This window comes from Puia sp. P3 (assembly GCF_050632245.1).
Classification (GTDB): Bacteria; Bacteroidota; Bacteroidia; order Chitinophagales; family Chitinophagaceae; genus Puia.
Genome location: NZ_CP192583.1, coordinates 4,101,455 through 4,118,835, shown reverse-complemented (window position 1 = coordinate 4,118,835; position 17,381 = coordinate 4,101,455). Strand labels below are relative to the sequence as shown.

General features: G+C 55.4%; 23 protein-coding genes and 1 pseudogene. 15 read left to right on the top strand and 9 right to left on the bottom strand.

Features of this window, described 5'->3' with window-relative positions:
* Positions 1-10 precede the first annotated feature (10 nt).
* From ACQ86N_RS25555 to ACQ86N_RS25545, 3 genes are all read right to left on the bottom strand, one after another.
* Complete coding sequence (locus tag ACQ86N_RS25555; protein ID WP_431209521.1) at positions 11-259, bottom strand: hypothetical protein; 249 nt, start codon at positions 257-259, stop codon at positions 11-13.
* A 106-nt stretch (positions 260-365) separates the two neighbouring features.
* Complete coding sequence (locus tag ACQ86N_RS25550) at positions 366-1,361, bottom strand: TolC family protein (RefSeq protein ID WP_431209520.1); 996 nt, start codon at positions 1,359-1,361, stop codon at positions 366-368.
* 97 nt (positions 1,362-1,458) lie between these two features.
* Positions 1,459-1,830 (bottom strand): pyridoxamine 5'-phosphate oxidase family protein, encoded by a 372-nt coding sequence (locus ACQ86N_RS25545; protein WP_431209519.1) that lies wholly within the window; start codon positions 1,828-1,830, stop codon positions 1,459-1,461.
* Between the two features lie 156 nt (positions 1,831-1,986).
* On the opposite strand from ACQ86N_RS25545, the gene ACQ86N_RS25540 reads away from it, so the two are divergent.
* Positions 1,987-3,009, top strand: a complete 1,023-nt coding sequence (locus tag ACQ86N_RS25540; RefSeq protein ID WP_431209518.1) for a cyclic nucleotide-binding domain-containing protein — start codon at positions 1,987-1,989, stop codon at positions 3,007-3,009.
* Positions 3,010-3,070: 61 nt separating this feature from the next.
* Here ACQ86N_RS25540 and ACQ86N_RS25535 read toward each other — a convergent pair whose 3' ends face one another.
* Positions 3,071-3,427, bottom strand: coding sequence for an Hsp20/alpha crystallin family protein (locus ACQ86N_RS25535; protein ID WP_431209517.1), 357 nt, complete (start codon positions 3,425-3,427; stop codon positions 3,071-3,073).
* 271 nt (positions 3,428-3,698) lie between these two features.
* Between ACQ86N_RS25535 and glgP the strand changes: the two genes are divergently transcribed.
* Positions 3,699-5,348: an alpha-glucan family phosphorylase gene (glgP, locus tag ACQ86N_RS25530; RefSeq protein WP_431209516.1), complete on the top strand. Its 1,650-nt coding sequence runs from the start codon at positions 3,699-3,701 to the stop codon at positions 5,346-5,348.
* Here the strand turns inward: glgP and ACQ86N_RS25525 are convergent.
* Positions 5,345-6,924 (bottom strand): annotated as a pseudogene (locus tag ACQ86N_RS25525) (ATP-binding protein). The gene glgP and the pseudogene ACQ86N_RS25525 overlap by 4 nt on opposite strands.
* Before the next feature lie 249 nt (positions 6,925-7,173).
* On the opposite strand from ACQ86N_RS25525, the gene ACQ86N_RS25520 reads away from it, so the two are divergent.
* From ACQ86N_RS25520 to ACQ86N_RS25510, 3 genes are all read left to right on the top strand, one after another.
* Positions 7,174-7,569 (top strand): hypothetical protein, encoded by a 396-nt coding sequence (locus tag ACQ86N_RS25520; protein ID WP_431209515.1) that lies wholly within the window; start codon positions 7,174-7,176, stop codon positions 7,567-7,569.
* A gap of 2 nt (positions 7,570-7,571) precedes the next feature.
* On the top strand, positions 7,572-8,351 hold the full coding sequence (locus tag ACQ86N_RS25515; RefSeq protein ID WP_431209514.1) for a hypothetical protein: 780 nt from the start codon (positions 7,572-7,574) through the stop codon (positions 8,349-8,351).
* A 131-nt stretch (positions 8,352-8,482) separates the two neighbouring features.
* Positions 8,483-8,944: a YbhB/YbcL family Raf kinase inhibitor-like protein gene (locus ACQ86N_RS25510; RefSeq protein WP_431209513.1), complete on the top strand. Its 462-nt coding sequence runs from the start codon at positions 8,483-8,485 to the stop codon at positions 8,942-8,944.
* A 55-nt stretch (positions 8,945-8,999) separates the two neighbouring features.
* On the opposite strand, the gene ACQ86N_RS25505 is transcribed toward ACQ86N_RS25510, so the two are convergent.
* Both ACQ86N_RS25505 and ACQ86N_RS25500 read right to left on the bottom strand, forming a co-directional pair.
* Positions 9,000-9,500 carry a hypothetical protein gene (locus ACQ86N_RS25505; protein ID WP_431209512.1) on the bottom strand — a complete coding sequence of 167 codons (501 nt, stop codon included), beginning with the start codon at positions 9,498-9,500 and terminating at the stop codon, positions 9,000-9,002.
* 22 nt (positions 9,501-9,522) lie between these two features.
* Positions 9,523-9,864: a universal stress protein gene (locus ACQ86N_RS25500; protein ID WP_431209511.1), complete on the bottom strand. Its 342-nt coding sequence runs from the start codon at positions 9,862-9,864 to the stop codon at positions 9,523-9,525.
* A gap of 132 nt (positions 9,865-9,996) precedes the next feature.
* Here ACQ86N_RS25500 and ACQ86N_RS25495 point away from each other — a divergent pair, with 132 nt between their 5' ends.
* From ACQ86N_RS25495 to ACQ86N_RS25480, 4 genes are read left to right on the top strand one after another with little or no spacing between them, the layout of a single operon-like run.
* Positions 9,997-10,401, top strand: a complete 405-nt coding sequence (locus ACQ86N_RS25495; protein ID WP_431209510.1) for a cation-transporting P-type ATPase — start codon at positions 9,997-9,999, stop codon at positions 10,399-10,401.
* Positions 10,346-12,022, top strand: coding sequence for a cation-translocating P-type ATPase (locus tag ACQ86N_RS25490; protein ID WP_431209509.1), 1,677 nt, complete (start codon positions 10,346-10,348; stop codon positions 12,020-12,022). The genes ACQ86N_RS25495 and ACQ86N_RS25490 overlap by 56 nt, the downstream gene beginning before the upstream one ends.
* A complete protein-coding gene (locus tag ACQ86N_RS25485; protein WP_431209508.1) occupies positions 11,994-12,128 on the top strand; it encodes a hypothetical protein in 135 nt (44 codons plus the stop codon). Before ACQ86N_RS25490 ends, ACQ86N_RS25485 begins: the two co-directional genes overlap by 29 nt.
* Positions 12,080-12,529: a cation transporting ATPase C-terminal domain-containing protein gene (locus ACQ86N_RS25480; protein ID WP_431217592.1), complete on the top strand. Its 450-nt coding sequence runs from the start codon at positions 12,080-12,082 to the stop codon at positions 12,527-12,529. The genes ACQ86N_RS25485 and ACQ86N_RS25480 overlap by 49 nt, the downstream gene beginning before the upstream one ends.
* Here the strand turns inward: ACQ86N_RS25480 and ACQ86N_RS25475 are convergent.
* A complete protein-coding gene (locus ACQ86N_RS25475) occupies positions 12,492-12,872 on the bottom strand; it encodes a GerW family sporulation protein (RefSeq protein WP_431209507.1) in 381 nt (126 codons plus the stop codon). The genes ACQ86N_RS25480 and ACQ86N_RS25475 overlap by 38 nt on opposite strands.
* Positions 12,873-12,897: 25 nt before the next feature.
* A complete protein-coding gene (locus ACQ86N_RS25470) occupies positions 12,898-13,041 on the bottom strand; it encodes a hypothetical protein (RefSeq protein WP_431209506.1) in 144 nt (47 codons plus the stop codon).
* Positions 13,042-13,505: 464 nt separating this feature from the next.
* On the opposite strand from ACQ86N_RS25470, the gene ACQ86N_RS25465 reads away from it, so the two are divergent.
* The 6 genes from ACQ86N_RS25465 to ACQ86N_RS25440 all read left to right on the top strand — a co-directional run bounded on the left by ACQ86N_RS25465 (position 13,506) and on the right by ACQ86N_RS25440 (position 17,376).
* Complete coding sequence (locus ACQ86N_RS25465) at positions 13,506-14,333, top strand: hypothetical protein (protein WP_431209505.1); 828 nt, start codon at positions 13,506-13,508, stop codon at positions 14,331-14,333.
* A gap of 23 nt (positions 14,334-14,356) precedes the next feature.
* Positions 14,357-15,028, top strand: a complete 672-nt coding sequence (locus tag ACQ86N_RS25460; protein WP_431209504.1) for a hypothetical protein — start codon at positions 14,357-14,359, stop codon at positions 15,026-15,028.
* Positions 15,025-15,462, top strand: a complete 438-nt coding sequence (locus ACQ86N_RS25455; RefSeq protein ID WP_431209503.1) for a hypothetical protein — start codon at positions 15,025-15,027, stop codon at positions 15,460-15,462. The genes ACQ86N_RS25460 and ACQ86N_RS25455 overlap by 4 nt, the downstream gene beginning before the upstream one ends.
* Before the next feature lie 64 nt (positions 15,463-15,526).
* Positions 15,527-16,036, top strand: coding sequence for an ATP-dependent metallopeptidase FtsH/Yme1/Tma family protein (locus ACQ86N_RS25450; RefSeq protein WP_431209502.1), 510 nt, complete (start codon positions 15,527-15,529; stop codon positions 16,034-16,036).
* Positions 16,037-16,057: 21 nt separating this feature from the next.
* On the top strand, positions 16,058-16,837 hold the full coding sequence (locus tag ACQ86N_RS25445) for an AAA family ATPase (RefSeq protein WP_431209501.1): 780 nt from the start codon (positions 16,058-16,060) through the stop codon (positions 16,835-16,837).
* Entirely contained in the window at positions 16,762-17,376 is a 615-nt protein-coding gene (locus ACQ86N_RS25440) for a hypothetical protein (RefSeq protein WP_431209500.1), read from the top strand. The genes ACQ86N_RS25445 and ACQ86N_RS25440 overlap by 76 nt, the downstream gene beginning before the upstream one ends.
* Positions 17,377-17,381: the final 5 nt, after the last annotated feature.

The following is a 17,381-nucleotide window of genomic DNA, read 5'->3' as shown; positions in this document are numbered from 1 at the left end:
GGTTATTGTGTTAGTGACCTACAACGGTCGAATAGTTGTATTCTGCCTGAAGGAACTGGAGGCGGTGGAGCAGTGAGTTTTGCCGGGCCAGGTCTTCGGCGATCACCTGGGTGAGATAGTCGTGTGCGCTGAGTACGCCATTCTCCAGCTGGGTGAGGGCCGTTTTCGTGACGGAGGTCCTCAGGACGATGATGCCGGCGTCCGTCTGCGTCAGTGCCATGAATTTAGCGACTTCCATCAGGTTCTGCCGTTGTTGCATCCGGGTGTTGAGTAAAAAGTTTCTTTTTGGGAATCCAGAATTCTCCGGCCGAGGTCGGACAACTGCCGTTGCCGTCGGATCGTGTATAGCGCGCTCAAATTCCAGGTCAGGCGGATACCGGCAAGGGAGTAGAAAGCAAAATCATTGCTGAGCATATTGAGGCCCGGGCGGCCGTAACCGCCCTGGAGGAAGAGGTTGAGTCTTGGGCGCAGTTGGGCGTCGGCGATCTTGTCCTGCAGGTCGAAATTTCTTTTTGGTAGTCGTACCAGAGCAGCTCGGGCCGGCTGATGGCTGCGGGGAGGGAAGGCTCCGGGGGTACTTCGAGGATGGTCTGTTCGTTGAGGTCGAGCGCTGTCAGCAGGCCCAGCATTGAGGTACAGGCCAGGAGGTTAGCCCTTAGTTCGGACCTGCTCTGGCCGGTCTGGAGCAGTTGAGCGGAGAGTTCGTCGATGCCGGCCTTGTAGGCCAGACCATTGTCGAGCATGGCCTGAAGTTTGTCGATGCCATTCTGAACGTTGTGTCTGAGCAGGTCGTTCAGGGTCAGTTGCTGCTGAAGCAGGAGTATGCTGAAATAGAGCTGGTTTACCCTGTCGAATACGGTATGGAGTTCCACGGCCAGCGCTTGTTCCCGGATCTGGGCTTCGACGCGGGCGGCTTCCATCTGGTTGCGGACCGAGCCTCCGTCGTAGACAAGCTGGTCGACCTGTGCATAGACCTTGTACTGGTCTTTGCTATAGGCGGGAAGGGTGAGGCCCGATACGGGGAGTTTCATGGGGAAGCTGGTTACGTCCGACTGGATGGTTGCCTGGCCGGCGACGGACAGCTGTGGGAGTCTGGCTTTCGAGACGTTGTCGAGCGTATAGTCCATGGTTTGGAGGATCAGTGCCGACTGTCTGAAAGAGGGGTAGTGTTTGACGGCCAGTTGCCGGGCGTCCCAGAGGGAAAGCCGGATGGAGTCGGGGGGACGGGCGGGATCTGTGGTATGGGTGCGGCTGATCAGGGCGGTGATGCCGGTCCGGGTGTTGCCGGGCTGTGCGGTTGAGTCGGCGGCCTGGGTTGTTCCGGTGAGCAGTACGATTGTGAACAGCAGTACCTTTTTCATGACTGTAGGTTAGATGCTGAAGAACGTGACGGGTGCGGACGAGGTCTTTTCGAAGCGGCCGGTTTTTTCTCTACGCGGATGCGGAAAGTGACCCCTGTTATCCTGTTGAATTCTTCGGGAGGAAATGGCCAGTCGGGCGAGAGGTGGGTCGTTTCGCTGGAAGGCATCGGGAGGATGCGTTCGTGGAGCTTTTTAGGGCGTGGCTTCGCGGGGCGGGGTCGGCGAGTTCTTCGAACGTACCGAAGACGACTGCGCTTTGCCAGTTGGCCATATCGCGGAGGTGATCGACCTCGAAGCAGACTTTTGGCTGTCTGCGCATGATCTCTACTTTCAGGCCTTCGTGTGTATGGCAATAGATGTATTCTCCGTCGTATACATAGCTGATGGGGACTACATAGATGTTGCTCCCTTCTCCGCATGCTAGGCGACCGACCACTTCTTTTTTCAGCAGTTTGTCAGTTTCCGCCATTGTCAGGTTTCCAATCATAGCAGGTGTATTTATAATCTCAAAGATAGTTGTGGCCGGATGTGGGAGGGATGATATGGATCAATCCTGTGGCTGATAAACTTCATAAATGCATCGGGGCGGGCGGTCTATTTTAACGGTGAATAAATTTAGAAAGAAATGATCCTGCTGGTGAGCAAAAAAGAAGATTTGCAAAGGAGCGTTCCCGATCTGCTGCGGCTGTCGGGTTATGAAGTATCGGTCGTGGCGGAAGGCGATCAGGCGCTTAGGCTGATGGAGGGAAAACTTCCTGATCTGGTCGTCTGTGATGCGGCTATGCCTGATCCGGGCGTACTTGTCTTTCTTCAGGAGCTTCGGCGAAGGACAAGTTTCGTGCCGGTTATCGTCTTCGGTGATCTTTCCGGGAAAGGGGATGTAAGGAAAGTGATGACGGCGGGCGCGGATGATTGTCTGCCGGAGCCGTTCGAGACCATCGACCTGCTGCGGTCGGTGGAGGCGTGCCTTGGCAGGAAGGAACGGATATGTCACAGAATGGAGAAGCCTGGTGAGGTGATTTTCGATCGCCGCGAATTATTGCAGACTTATGGTGAAAGGGAGATCGTTGCATTCAGGAAAAAGCAACTGATCTATGTCGAGGGGCAGCGGGCGTTGTGTGTATGGCTGATCGTAAGTGGAAAGGTAAAAACCTACCGGATAGACGAGGAGGGGAAGGAGCTTATCACCAGCATATATGGTGCGGGCGATCTGATCGGGTGTCCCGAGGTTGTGGAATCCATATGCTACAGGGACAACGCGCGGGTTTTGGAGGATGCCGGTCTTGTTGCGATACCGCGTCAGGAATTTCTTGGAGCATTGCAGATGAATTCGCAAATGACGCAGTGGCTGTTGCAGGTGATGGCGCACCGGTCCGCGCAGAGGGATCAGGGGTTGGTGAATCTTTCTTATAATTCCCTCAGGAAGAGGGTAGCGAACGGGCTGCTCGATTTGGCGGGTATCTATCGGGAGGCGGGAGGGAAAGCGGAGATCGTGATCTCGCGAGAGAATCTGGCGGGTATAGTCGGCGCTGCGCCCGAGTCGCTGACGCGCACGCTTGGTGATTTCAGGAAAGAGAAGCTGATAAGTGTGGAAGATGGTCGGATCGTGCTGCTGGATGAAAAGGGATTGAGGGATATGATCAACTGACCGGAGGAAAAATAGCCCCCCCGGACGAAACGGGGGGCAGTCACACCATTAAACCTGAGCTTTACTTAACGGAAATATGCTTGGATGACGTTTTTCTGGCTTCGTCGGTCTTTGGCAGTACCAGGCGGAGGAGGCCATTCTCGTAAGAGGCGTCGATCTTGTCTTTGATGACGGAGTCCGGGAGGGTAAAGCTGCGGGAGAAGGAGGAGTAATTGAACTCTTTGCGCGTGTATTTTTCGTCTTTTTCTTCCTTCTCTTCTTTTTTCTCGGCGCTGATGTATAGGGTATTTCCTTCCACGTCGATATTGAAGTCGTCTTTCTTCATCCCGGGGGCGGCCAGACTGACTTCGTAGCTATCCTTTTGTTCGACGATGTTGACGGCGGGCATGCTGATCGGTCTGAGGTTGAAGTTGTTCATCAGGCCGCCGCCGTTGATGTCGAAGAGTGAGTCCCAGTGGCCTGAAGAAGTCGTTGAAGATGGAGGGAAGCGATTCCCCTTTGCGTACCAGATCTTTTGTGGACATAAATCCTCCTTTTGGTTTGAAATGATAAAAATAATTGTTCTACAAAATTAGCAGGTGGAGGGTTGGCGAGTCAAGAACGGTCGTCAGCGGGGCGGATGAGTATGGTCAGGGGCGTGCGGGTCCGCGGTCATTGTTGTGGGCCGGCGTTGTCGGTAATTTGGCGGTATGGCTTTCTCGTTCAGGCATCCATATGAGTTTGCGCCGGGGTTTGCGCGGCCGGTGGCCTATTTCTGCATGGAATATGCGGTGGCGCAGCCGCTGAAGACCTATGCCGGCGGTCTGGGGTATCTGGCGGGTTCGCATCTGATGAGTGCGTTCGATCTGAGGCAGAACATGGTGGGGATCGGGGTGTTGTGGAAGTATGGCTATTATGAGCAGGTGCGGAAGGCCGACCAGACGATGGACATCCTCTTTGAAGAGAAGGTTTACGGTTTTTTGGAGGACACGGGGATCAGGTTCACGATCCAGGTGTCGGGTCATGATGTTTGGGTCAGGGCCTGGTATCTGCCGCCGGAGTTGTTTTGCACGGCGCCATTGTTCCTGTTGAGTACGGATCTTCCGGAGAATGACTACCTGTCGCGAACCATTTCGCATAAATTGTACGATTTCAATCCGGAGACGAGGATTGCCGGCGATATCCTACTTGGCGCCGGAGGGGCCCGGCTGCTGGAATGTCTTGGCTGGGAACCGGAAGTTTATCATCTTAATGAGTCGCATGCTTTGCCGTTGGCTTTCTATATGTATCAGCGCTGCAGGGATTTGGGGGAGTTGAAGAAGAGGCTGGTATTTACGAATCATACCCCGGAGGAGGGGGGCAACCCGAGAACCGGGATGTCGCTGCTGGAAAGAATGGGTTTTTTCTGCGGCGTTCCGATAACGGAGGTACGGTCGGTTGCGGCGGTAGCCGGGGAACAGCTGGATCATACGAAGACGGCGCTTCGGATGGCCGGCAGGGCGAATGGTGTGAGCAGGCTGCACGTGGGCACCATGAAAAGATTGTGGGCGTTGGAGCCGGAGGCCTGTCCGGTCATATCGATCACGAATGCGCAGAGCTACCGGTACTGGGCCGATAAGGCGATGTATCGGGCGCTGGAGGAGAAGGATGATGGGGCGTTGCTGGCTCGAAAGGCGGTTTGCAAGCAGCGTCTGTTCGAAGTGATCGCCGACCAGAATGGGGAGATCTATGATCCCCGTGTGCTGACGATCGTGTTTGCGAAGCGGTTTACGGGTTTTAAGCGAGCCGAACTATTGTTGACGGATATGGAGCGGTATCACCGGTTGGTAACGAATAAGGACAGGCCGGTCCAACTGGTGTGGGCGGGCAAGCCGTATCCGATGGACTATGCCGCCGTTGGTGTATTTGACAGGTTGGTTCATGTATGCCGGGAGTATTCCAACTGTTCGGTGCTGGTGGGTTATGAGTTACGTCTTTCGAAGCAGATGAAGGGAGGGGCTGATGTTTGGCTGAATACTCCACGATTAACGCATGAGGCTTCCGGCACCAGTGGTATGAGTGCGGCGATGAATGGTGCGGTCAATGCGAGTACGGCAGACGGGTGGTTTCCAGAGTTCGCGCGGGACAGGGTCAATAGTTTTGTCATCCCGTCGGGTGATCCGAAACTTCCGGAGCACGAACTGGACGGGAAAGACGCTGCGTCGCTGTATGATCTCCTTGAAAATGAGATAATTCCGATGTATTATGACTATCCGTCCCGGTGGTTGTCGATCGTGAAGAACGGGATGTCGGATATTCTGCCTGCCTTTGACAGCAACAGGCTGGCGGGAGAATATTACCGGCTATTGTATTTCGGTTAGGAAGTGTGTTGCAGGCGGTGTTCGGGTGCATGTTGGGGGATCGTTTCGAGCGTAATCGTAAACTCGGTGCCGGCGCCGGGTTCGCTGCGAAAGCTGATGGCTGCGCCCATGATATCGATGTATCGGCGGACGATGCTGAGGCCGAGGCCTGTCCCTGAGATGCCGGTGGTGTTGCCGCCGCGAAAGAATCGTTGGAAGAGGCGGGGCTGTTCTTCGGGGGGATGCCGATGCCGTTGTCTTTTACGGCGAGGGTCACCAGATCCTCCATGTAGGAAAGGTGGACTTGGATAGCAGATGAGGGTGGGGAATATTTGATCGCGTTGGAGACGAGGTTGACGAGTACGTTGCGGAGGAGTTCGGGGTCCACCGTTACTAGTCGGCGGGCGCCGGTGTGCAGGATTTCGATGGTCTGGCATTCTTTGCAGCCGGGCTGGAGGTCGACGATCGTATCGCGGGTGAGGGTGACGAGCTCGGTGGGGACAGGATTGTTTCTGGTGAGGCCCTCCTCGAGTTTTTCCAGTGAAAGGAAGTCGTCCAGGATATGCCGGAGGCTGTCGACATTGGACTTGATGCGGTTGATATGTTTTATTCTTTTTCGCCTTCTTCGGCGCCGCTGTATCTTTCGATGAGGCTGACGGAAGAGAGGATGACGCTCAGGGGTGTTTTGAATTCGTGGGAGGCAAAGGAGACGAAGCGGGATTTCATTTCGTTGAGTTCTTTTTCCCGGGCGAGGTTGTTTCGCATTTCTTCTTCCGTCTCCCGCTGGAGGGTGATATCCTTTGTTATTTTGATGAATCCGGCAAGCAGTCCTTTCGCGTCGAATAGGGGTGATAACGACGTCCGCCCAAAAAAGGGAGTCGTCTTTTCGTCTGCGCCATCCGAGGGTTTCGAAGTGTCCCCGCTGGAGGGCCGTGGCGAGGTTATTAGCGGGTTCGCCGGCGGCGATATCTTCGTGGGTATAAAATATGGAGATGGGCTGGCCGATCGCTTCCCGGGCGGAATAGCCTTTTAGCTGGGCTGCGCCCTGGTTCCAGCTCATGATCCTGCCGTCCGCATCGGTCATGAAGATCGAGTAGTCCTTGATCTTTTCTATGATAGTGATGAACCGTTGCTCTGCGCTCTGGAGTTCGTCCTCGGCGACTTTCCGGCGGTTGAAATTGATGAGGATGACCCAGAAGAAGATGGCGAGGATAAGGACGATCCCCGTAAGTATGAATGGGGTGACCTTGCGTAGTTGCCGCTGGGCTATCAGGTTGGTGCTGTCCCTCGATGTCAGCAGGCGGTTTTCTTCCTGGCGAATCGCGGACAGCTGATCGAGCAGTCGGGAATGGTTGGGTTCGGAAGTTGCGTAGAGATCATTGAGGACGGCGATCTTTTTCTGCTGGACGGGGTTGTCGCGTGTGAGGGAGCTGAGGTTTTCGAGGTGGGCCTGTATCTCTTTTGAATTTGCCTGCCATGACGGGTCTTTGAGCAGGACTGAGGTCTCTTCGGTTTCATTGATGACCAGGAGGGTGTGTCTGACGAGGGAGAAGCTCGCGATATATCTCTCATTGAAGCGCCACAGAAAGGCGGCCATCAGGATGATGAGGCTGAAAACAAGGCAAAACAATACTATGAATGTGCGCTTGAAATGAGGCATTGGACATTACTTTATTGTCTTGGACGCTTGTAAAGTTATGAAATATGCGTGCAATGCGAAAAATATGGGTTACAAAAGTAGGTAGTTCCATTTAGGGTTCGTGACGCCTCTCAGGCAGGTCTCTGAGCGTGATCATAGCCAGTTGGCGGGATCGTCGATAATTTTATTCAACTCAAAAACAGGGCCATGAAAATGTATTTGTTATTGCTGCTGGGCATACTGGCGGCAGGCCGGGCATCGGCACTGGTGGTGACTTCCGGAGAAAGGGTGGTGATCGACCATGCCGTATCGGGGGATATCTATATTACGGGGGGAACGATAATTATCGGGGCTCCTGTCCACGGAAGTCTGATCGTCGCGGGAGGGACTGCGATCGTTGGGGATAGTGTAATGAATGATATTCTGATGGTAGGCGGAGAGCTTCGTTTTGACGGGTATGTGGGTGGGACCATCCGATGCGCGGGCGGGAAATTGACGGTGAATGCCGATATCGGTCATGATCTGGTGATTGCGGGAGGGACGGTCGATATTGGTTCGAAGGGGAGGATCGGGGGGATCTGCTGGCAACGGGAGGGACGCTGAGGATGGGAGGGGAGGTAAGGGGTGATGCGACGGTGAGGGTGGGTTTTTTCAGCCAGTACGGAACGACCCGGGGGACGCTGGACTGCCAGGCGGGGGAGATCGAATTCGGAGGAAGGGCTGATGGTCCGGTCCGGCTGGCGTCGAGGGGTGATATAACGATCGGCGATGGAGCGGTTCTTTACAATGAGCTGCGGTATTGGAACCCCGGCCGGAAGCTGAATGGGCGCGGCAGGCTTGAGAAGGTGCAGCCGGTTTTTGATCCGGCTCTTGCGATCAATGGAGGCCATTGGTACTATGGGGGGGCCGGAGGAGTGGCGGGGATGTTGTGGTATCTGGGGATGGCGTTGGTGATGATAGTGGCGCTGCATTATTTGTTTGCGGTGGTGCTGCGGTCGGCGGGGCGTCTGGCGGGCGATCGGCCAGGGCGGTCGTTATTGCGGGGTATGCTTTTTATTGTAGCAGTGCCGGTTGCAGCTGCCGTTTGTTTTGTGACATTCGTGGGTGTTCCGCTGGGTGTGTTGCTGTTGTTGGGATATGCTGTCGTGTTAGTATCGGGCGGTGTTCTGGCGGCGTTGGTTGCCGCCTTCTGGCTCAGGGACAGGACGGCGGGCGACTGGAAGGCTGTACGAACAGTGCTTGTGGCGCTGGGGATTTGGATACTGTTGCGACTGATCGCGGCTACTCCGTTGTTTGGCTGGTTATTGTACGGTATTCTGGTGTGTATTGCCTTTGGAGCGATCCTCGGAAGCTTGAATGGAGGCGAAGGGGGTGTCTCCGCATGAGGAGACTCAGCCCGGGTGTTGACGGGCCTCATTTTTTCCGAGTTGGGCGTTGCGGAATTTCGCAGTAAGAACAAAATCTATTTCTTGCAATAAACTTTTTGTCATGAGCACAAATAACCGATCTGTTCTTGATGAGCAGTCTTTTTCCCACTTTCTGCGCCCAGTTGAGGGTGACTAGTCCGGTCATACGGGAGAATGGGATGATCCCGCTGCAGTACACCTGTGACGGGGTCAATATTAATCCGGCGCTGGATATCGAGGCGGTGCCGCCGGGCACGAAGAGTCTGGCCATCATTATGGAGGACCTCGATGCAACCGGGGACGTATTTGTCCACTGGGTGGCCTGGAATATTCCCGTGGTGAGGCATATCTGTGAAGCGCGGAAGATGGAGGCGCCGGGGTTTAACGATTTTCACGTGAGTGAATACAAGGGCCCCTGCCCGCCTTATGGTACGCATCGATATATTTTCAAAGTATATGCTCTTGATTCGCTATTGGCCATGTCGCGGCATACGGCTGCGGATCTGGAGGAGGCGATGAGCGGTCATATTATTGGTTTTGGACAGTTGATGGCCCGATACAAGCGGAGGTGAGAATCTCCCTGACAGGAAAACCCGGCTTTTGCCGGGTTTTATTTTCCAATGGTTTTTATTTTTTAGGAAATACGAGCAGAGGGGTACGAAGGGCGAAAGAGACGCGCTCGGCCCGGCTTGGGCTGATGAAATAGTCCAGCAGGGAGCGGTGCTGATCGGTAAAGAGGACGACGATGGACGGTCTTAACGAGTTGATCTGTTTGTCGAGGTTCTTTTGGAAGGAGAGCAGCTGGTCCAATGGGCGGAAGTGCACCCGGACGGGGTAGCCGAACTGTTGCCGAAAGACCTTTTCGGTAGTCGATTCGTCGGTCGTTATTTCTCCGCCTTCGGTAAGTGGAGGAGGTGTACGGCAGCGTTGAGGGGTTTTGAGACGGGCGACTACTTTTTTCATTTCGTATTCGTAGTTGACCATATCGCCGGCGTAGAGGAGTCGTTTGACAGGGCGGGTGCGGTACCCGGCGGGAACGGCCAGTACAGGCACTTCGGAATGAGTGATGAGGTTCCCCGTATGGGTGCCGAATATGCGGCGCATCCGGCCTGCTCCGCTGGTGCTCATGCAGATGTAGTCGTAGTGCCCGTCACGACGGGCAATAGTCGACCAGTGCGATGTCGACGGAGATAGATTCCAGCAGGACGTGGGAGGCGTTTCGCGGGTGCACTCCCATTCTGTTGGAGGTAAGCGTTACGAACCGCCGCAGCTCTCTCATATACCTTGCGCGCATGCTTTTGGCGTAGGCGTTGTAGCGGTTGTCGCTCCAGGAAGGCGGTTTCAGGATATTGACGACGTAGCAGAATACGAGGTCGGCAGGCTGGTGCAGCGACCACTGGATGGCGTACCGGACACCTGCTCTGGATGCCGGGGAGAGGTCGGTGGGGACCAGGATACGTATTCTTTCCGATTTTTTCTTAGAGGCTGTCATGGCTGGAAATTTATTGCATAAAGCTATTGCCCCGGCGGTTTAGCCGAAATGATCTGTCTCAATCGCGGTCATGACAAAGCTCAGAGGGACGATAGTGGAATAGGGATAATTTACCTGTTCAAATGATAAGCCATGGCTATTGAAGAAACGGGGGTGCTGGTTCCGGGCGGGTTGACGACGAACGAGGCGAACGAATTGCGGCGGGTTACGGGGCCTAACCGGATGGGAGGAAGGGGAAGCAAAGGGTTTTTGCGTCTTGCGCGTGACGTGGTCATGGAGCCAATGACGGCGCTGCTGCTGGTAGCCGGTCTTATCTATTTCTTGCTGCACGAGCCCCGGCAGGGGATGCTGATGCTGGCCGCAACCGTATTTGTATCTGCTATCTCGGTGTATCAGGAGAGGAAGAGTTCGAGGGCGCTGGCCGCGCTGAGAAAATATGTGGAGCCGAAAGCTGGGGTGTGTCCGGGACGGGCAATTGGTTTTGCTGCCGTCAGAAGACCTCGTGCCCGGAGATATCGTTCTTGTGGAAGAGGGTAGCTCTGTTCCTGCCGACGGGGTTGTGCTTCGCGCCAATGATCTTACCGTCAATGAGGCCATCGTTACAGGTGAATCTTTTCCGGTGGTGAAGGATGGTACCGAAGGGAATAATTTGCTGTATCAGGGAACCATGATCAATTCCGGGAAGTGTTATATAAGGATCACGCAGACCGGTGCAAATACGTTGCTGGGGCGGATAGGGCGTCAGACGGAGGCTATCGTCCCGGCGCCGACTCCGCTGCAGGTGCAGATCGGGCGTTTTGTAAGGTCGATGACCGTATTCGGGGCGGCTGCGTTTGCCGTCGTTCTGGTGTTCGGCTATTTGCGGACGGAGGACTGGGCGCAGAGTCTGCTGCTTAGTCTGACTCTGGCGATGTCAGCGATCCCGGAGGAGATACCGGTTGCGTTCTCGTCCTTTATGGCGTTGGGGGCCTGGCGGATGGCGCGTTTGGGTATCGTGGTTCGTCAGCCGCTGACCGTCGAGAGCCTTGGCGCGGTGAGTGTCATTTGTCTGGACAAGACGGGCACGCTGACCGAAAACAGGATGGCGGTCGCAGATATCTATGACAAGCGGACGGAGGGTGACGGTGTTGGAGACGGGCGGCCGATGGTCGTCTGGTTTGCGAGACTGGCGAGCGAGCCGGAGCCATTCGACGCGATGGAACTGGCGATCGTGCCGGTATTCGGGAAAATGGGGTTTGGTGAGGCGTATGGGAAATTGGAATTTATACATGAATATCCGCTTGAGGGCAAGCCGCCGATGATGACCCACGTCTACCGCAACGGGCAGGGATGTGTGGCAGCTGCAAAGGGAGGGGTGGAGCGGATGGTGGAAATTTCGCGTTTGTCGATGGGTGAAAGGTTGAGTATCGAGCGGAAGGCCGCGGATATGGCCGGCAGGGGTTACCGGGTTCTCGGTGTTGCCTCTGCGGTCTGTGTGCAGGATGGGTTTCCGCTCCGGCAGGATGAATTCGACTGGAGGTTCGAGGGGCTGATTGCCTTCAATGATCCGCCGAAGGCGAATCTGGCGCCGGTGCTGGCCGACTGGACGAGGGCGGGGATCCGGATAAGGATCCTTTCCGGAGATCATGTGGAGACGGTAGTAAATATTGCCGCGGCGGCGGGCGTAGCGTCAGTGGGGGCGTGTCTTACCGGCGACCAGGTGATGGCATTTTCGGCCGAAGAGCTGGGAAAAAGGGTTGCGGATACGGTGGTATTCGCCCGGATGTTCCCGGAAGCGAAGCTGAGGGTTGTCGAGGCGTTGAAGTCTGCAGGCGAGACCGTAGGCATGACCGGGGACGGGGTAAATGACGGACCGGCGCTGAAGGCCGCGAATATCGGGATCGCGATGGGCGCCAGGGGCACGGAGACTGCGCGTCAGGCGGCGGACCTGGTCATTTCCGATGACAACCTGGAAAAGATCACGGAGGCGATCCGTCATGGCCGGACGATCTATGCCAACTTAAAAAGCTATCCGGTATCTGATCACGATACATATACCGATACTGACGACTGCGTCGTTGCCGGTATTGCTGGGGTGGAAATTCTCTACGGTGTTCTCGCCTATCCACCTGATCTTTCTGGAGCTGATCATGGGACCGACCTGTTCCGTCTTTTATGAACGGGAGCCCGTGGACAGCGGGATCATGGACCGGCCGCCGGCGGTGCGGCACAGGGTCTGCTTACGCGTAGAGAGTCGGGGATGGCGATCTTACAGGGCAGCATAGCCGCGATCGGCCTGCTGGTTCTTTATTATTATTTTATGCGGCGGGGCTATTCGCTGGAATACACCAGGACGGTGGTATTCAACGCGCTGGTCGTCGACAATATCCTGCTCACTTTCTCGGGAAGATCGGCTACTACGGGGATCATTTCGGCGATGCGGGTCCGGAATCCGCTGGTATGGCCGGTACTGCTGCTTTCCGCCGGATTTATAGTCGTCATAAATTTTTTGCCGTTGGTCCGGGGACTGTTTGGCCTTACGGTGCTGGGTTACCGGGATGTGTTAATTTTTTTAGGTGCAGCGGTGGTTTCGGTGGGTTGGGTGGAGGTTGTGAAAGCATTGCGCGCGGGGTCTGGGAAAAGACAGCCTAACCGGCTGTCTTTTCTTTTGATTTTTGTTCCATGAATTTTCCGAGGAGATCCGGGAGTTTTTCGAACATCGCGGAGATTCCTTTGGTGTTTCTTGTCGGGATAAAGCTCAGTTGGTCCTGCCGTGCGGCAAGGAAGCCGATGGGTTCGATGCCAAGTCCGCCGCCGGCGCCGCCGCCTGTGCCTTCGCCTTTTGCCTTGCCGTTCTGGTCGCCTTTGCCTTCACCGGCGCCGTAGCCGAGGCCGATGCCAAATCTGATCACGGGGATGCAGGTAAATTCTCCAAGCTGAAAGGACTGACCGATGACGGTGTCGGTCTTTGCTTCGGTACGCAGAAATTCGGTCAACTTTTGGACCGTCTCGTCAAAATTGAGTGCCATACTTGTTGTGTTAAGTAGTGAAGAATCATTTTATCCATGCGGCGAGGAGGCGCCATGGTTTGGCGCTGATCTGAATCCGCAGGCGATTGCTGTTCTCAAAATTGATACGGATCGTTCGGTGTGCAGGCAGGGATATGAAGTTCAGCGGGTAGAGCCAGGCATTGATCATGGGGCTGCCGGCGTCGAGGGCAAGGTCGAAATTGTCCAGATGGCATTTCTTCAGGGTACGGATGATCCGTGAGGCGTCCGGTCTTTTGCCGGATGTGGTTCTCCTGGGAGTAGGCCGGGGATTGGACTTTTGGGTCTTTAAGGGCCGCCATTTCCGGTGAAGGAAGCCGGTTCTTAACTCCAGTGCGATCGTGTGTTCTTCCCAGGTCGCCTTTATTTTTGCGATCGTCTTCCATTCGAGAGTCGAGCTGCGGAATGTCCGTGTCCAGTCTAACGACGATGGTCGATAAAAGTAGCCAGAATATCAGGCCAAAAATACCCGCCAGGATATATATGAGGATCATGAACAAAAGTACCCATGAGACGGGTCGTAGAAAATGACCATACTCAGGGAGAATAATGACAAGGCTCATGGCATTTGGTGTAGTGGGGGTTGATATTTGGTACTATGAAAAGCTTGTTTTTTTGTGCGTATTACTGCCTTTCGCGGTTGCGGCACAGACCGACTGGCCCCGGGAGATCGCCGGCGCTGATGGGGCGGTCATCCGGGTGTATCATCCCCAGCCGGATTCGTTAGCGGGAAATGTTTTGAAGCTGAGGGCGGCATTTTCGGTGGTCCGGAGAGGGGAAACTGAGCCGCGCTATGGTTCTTTTGTGGCTTTAAATGGAGTGGAGACCGACAGGAATGAGCGAACGCTGTCGTTGCTGAGCAGCAATGTTCTTTCGTTGCGTTTTTCCGAGTGGATGGCTGCGGATAGTCTGGCAACACTTAAGGAGACTATCGAATGCGGTCTGCCGGGAATAGGATATGATATTTCGCTGGACCGGCTGATCGCATTTATGGACAGGCCGGCCGGCGGTATGGGGAAGGCGGTGGTGAAGGCGGGTCAGGTGCGCCTGGAAAATACTCCGCCGCGGATCATCTTTTCGCAGCGGCCTTCAATGCTGGTCATGATAGATGGTGTTCCCAGGTTAAGATTGAATAAAGACTGGGGGATCCGTGTGGTCGCCAATAGTCCCTATGCCATTGCGGAGTCGACGGACGGGTGGTACTATCTTTATGGCAGGCACCGGTGGTATGTCGCTCCTATGCCGGCGGGTCCGTATCTGCACAGCGGCTATTATCCGAGGGATCTGATGTGGATGAAGGCGGATATCGATGATCTTAACGGAGAAAACGAGGTTTTTGCCGATACGATGCGGGAGGAAAATGCCGGTATAAGGGATATAGTCGTCAGCACGACAGCCGCGGAGCTTATTCAGACCCAGGGGCGCCTGTATTCCGGCCGATAGCCGGCACGGGTCTTCAGTATGTTGTGAATACGGATAACGATATCTTTTTGGACACGCTGGAACGGAAATATTATCTCCTTCTGTCGGGTCGCTGGTTCCGTAGCGACCGGCTTGACGGGAATTGGGGTTTTGTCGCATCCGACTCGTTGCCGGAAGGGTTTGCCGAAATTCAGGAGGGTTCGCCCAAAGACAGAGTTCTTGCCTGCGTGGCCGGAACGGAGGCTGCCGGGGATGCAGTGCTGGATGCCGGCATACCACAGACGGCAAGGGTGAGCCGGGCTGCGAAGGCGGATGTGAGCTATGACGGGGTCCCCCAGTATGCCGCGATAAGGGGGACGCATCTTCAGTATGCGGTGAACAGCAGTGTGCCGGTAGTCGTATCGAATGGCCGGTACTACTGTATCGATAAGGCGGTGTGGTTCGTTGCGCCGACGCCGGCGGGGCCCTGGACGGCGGCTGTGGCCCGACCGGCGGAAATGGAATTGATCCCACCGGACTGTCCGGTCTATAACTGCAAATTCGTTTACATCTATGGGGACACGCCGGATTTTATCATGACCGGTTATACACCTGGCTATCTGGGTTCGTATGTTCAGGGCAGCACGGTAGTCTATGGGACAGGGTATAACTATCCGTCCTGGACGGGATCTGTTTCTTTACCGCGTCCGTTGACCTGGGGTTCAATATGTGGTTGAATCCCTGGCTGGGCTGGATGAGGGGTTATGACTATAGTCCCGACTGGTTGAATCCGGGAGCCGCGTGGGGCGAGGGGTTCTGGAAGAGTGGGTGGTGGTGGGCGCTGGGTTACAGACCACCGTTCTTCGGCCACCGGTTTGCCGGAGGTGGTCTTTTTCGTCACGATTCGCGGCAATCGGCGCGTGGGGATTTCAATAACAATATTTATCTCCTGCGTCCGGACGTATATGCGCCGCCGACTGCGGAAGCCATTTTCACCGACCGTCTGGGGAATGTATACCGTGATGAGGGCGGGGGATCGTGGTCTGTCCGGGAAGGGAATGCATGGAGGGCTGTACGATCCGGTGATGGTCGTATGCAGGCGTCGTTGAGCCGGCTGGAAGAATGCCGGAGAAGGGTGGAGTTGCGGATGAGAAATCTTAAAAATCTATGAGTAAGTCTTTGTCACCGAAAAAAAAGGGAATAATCCCGAAGGAAGGAAGGGGTGGGCGCCGGCGTTGGTATGGACTGCCACGCCGGTAGTTCTTCTCGTGTTGTTTTATCTTTTTGGCGGGTTGGACAGGCCGCGTCCGAAGTCTGTCAGCTGGAGCGAATTCGAGAACAGGATGCTCCTACGTCACGCGGTGGACAGCATTGACGTGATCAATAATGAGGATGCGGATATCTATATAAAGAGGAGCTTTTCGAAGGACCCTTATTTTGCGGGAGATATGAAGGATATAGAGAAGATAACTTTTCCTGTTGCGCAATTCAGGGTTCATATCGGGAGTGTGGAACAGTTGCAGAAGAAACTGGACGAGACGGAGCAGGGGGTGGCTGCCGATCAGCGTGTCCGCTTGAATTTCACGAAGAAGACCGGGCCGTTGTCGGGCATTTGGGGATGGATCATTCCGGTGGTGGTGTTTTTGGTGGCGATGCGACTGATGACGAGGGGTGGCGATGGGGGCGGGGGGCAGCGTTCAATTTCGGCCGGACCACGGCGGTGCTGCAGAAGAACGATGGGGTGAGTTCGGTCAGTTTCCAAGGACGTGGCCGGTTTGGAGGAGGCGAGGCAGGAGGTCGGCGAGATCGTCGATTTTCTGAAGAGTCCGGGAACCTATACGCGTCTGGGGGCGAAGATACCGCGGGGTGTGATCCTGGTCGGGCCTCCGGGGACGGGTAAGACGCTGCTTGCGAGGGCGGTTGCGGGTGAAGCCGGTGTTCCATTTTTTTCTTTGTCGGGGTCCGAGTTTGTCGAAATGTTTGTCGGTGTAGGCGCATCGAGGGTGCGCGACTTGTTCAGGAAGGCGAAGGAGCAGTCGCCGTCTATAATCTTTATCGATGAGATCGACGCGATCGGAAGGTCGCGGGGGCGGAATGCTTTTTATTCGGGGAGCAATGACGAACGGGAGAGTACGCTGAACCAGCTGTTGACCGAGATGGACGGTTTTGGTACGAACAGCGGCGTTATTGTTCTGGCGGCGACCAACCGGGGCGATATGCTGGATCCGGCGTTGCTGCGACCGGGCAGGTTCGACAGGCATATCTATCTGGAATTGCCGGAATTGAAGGAACGGGAGGCTATATTCAAGGTACATCTTCGTCCTTTGCGGCTGGGGTCGGGGGCTGTGGACCCGGCGTTCCTTGCGGCTCAGACTCCGGGTTTTTCGGGGGCAGATATTGCGAATATATGTAATGAAGCGGCTTTGTTCGCTGCGCGTCGGAAAAGCGATACGGTGGAGAAGCGGGATTTTTGGATGCGATCGACAGGATCGTGGCGGGGCTGGAAAAGAAGAGCAAGATCATTTCGCCGCAGGAGAAAAAGGTGATCGCCTATCATGAGGCCGGGCATGCGCTGGTTGGGTGGATGCTGAAGAATGTCGATCCCCTGATCAAGGTATCGATCATTCCGAGGGGTAAATCGCTGGGGGCGGCCTGGTATCTTCCGGAGGAGCATCAGCTGCGTACGGCGGCTGCATTCAGGGACGGCCTTTCCGCGGCGCTGGGTGGGCGGGCTGCGGAGGATGTCGTGTTCAAAGAGATATCTTCGGGTGCGCTGGACGATCTGGAAAAGGTGACGAAGGAGGCTTACCGGATGGTAGCTTTTTATGGTTTCGACAAGAAGATCGGAAATGTGAGTTTTTTCGATTCGTCCGGGGGCCGGGACAATCCTTTTCAGAAGCCTTACAGTGAGGAGACCGGGCGAATGATCGATGAGGAGGTGAGGCAGGTGGTTGGTGAGGCTTATGCGATTGCGACGGGGATCCTGGCGGCGCACCGGGTGCAGCTGGATGCGCTTGCGGAGTTGTTGCTGAAGAAGGAGGTGGTATTCAAGGAGGACCTGGAGATGGTATTGGGACCCAAATGATGTTC